The sequence below is a fragment of the Streptomyces millisiae genome (assembly GCF_031845425.1).
Lineage (GTDB): Bacteria > Actinomycetota > Actinomycetes > Streptomycetales > Streptomycetaceae > Streptomyces > Streptomyces millisiae.
Window position 1 is genome coordinate 1 of record NZ_JAVREM010000318.1, and the last position, 447, is coordinate 447.

Below are 447 nucleotides of genomic sequence, written 5' to 3' on the forward strand. Positions count from 1 at the left end.
GACCAGGTCGTAGGCGTAGAAGCTGTGCAGCACCGGCACCAGATAGGCGTCCAGGTAGTGCCGCAGCCACACCTGCGGGTCGAGCCCCGACTCCTCGATCAGCGCCGAGGCCACCGAGCGGCCCTCGTGGTCGGTGTGGAGCAGGGAGGCCATGGTCGCGACCCGCTCGCCCGGCGCCAGACCCGCGACGGGGCTCTCGCGCCAGAGCGCGGCCAGCATCTTCAGGTAGGGGGAGCCCTTGGTGGTGGCCGCCTCGTACGCCCGGTGGTGGTAGCCGATCGCGGCCCGCTCCCGGATGATCGAGAACCGGGCCCCGCTCAGCAAGCTGTCCCGCTCGATGAGCCCGGCCAGCCAGTCGTTGATGGCGGGCGTGGCCTCCATGTAGGCGGCGGAGAGGCCGCGCATGAAGCCCATGTTCAGAACGGACAGGGCCGTTTTGACGTAGTG

At 70.0% G+C, this 447-nt stretch carries 1 protein-coding gene; it reads right to left on the reverse strand.

Annotation, left to right across the window (positions count from 1 at the left end):
- Positions 1-447 (reverse strand): IucA/IucC family protein (locus RNC47_RS36865; protein WP_311605237.1); only part of this gene is annotated, 447 nt, incomplete at both ends.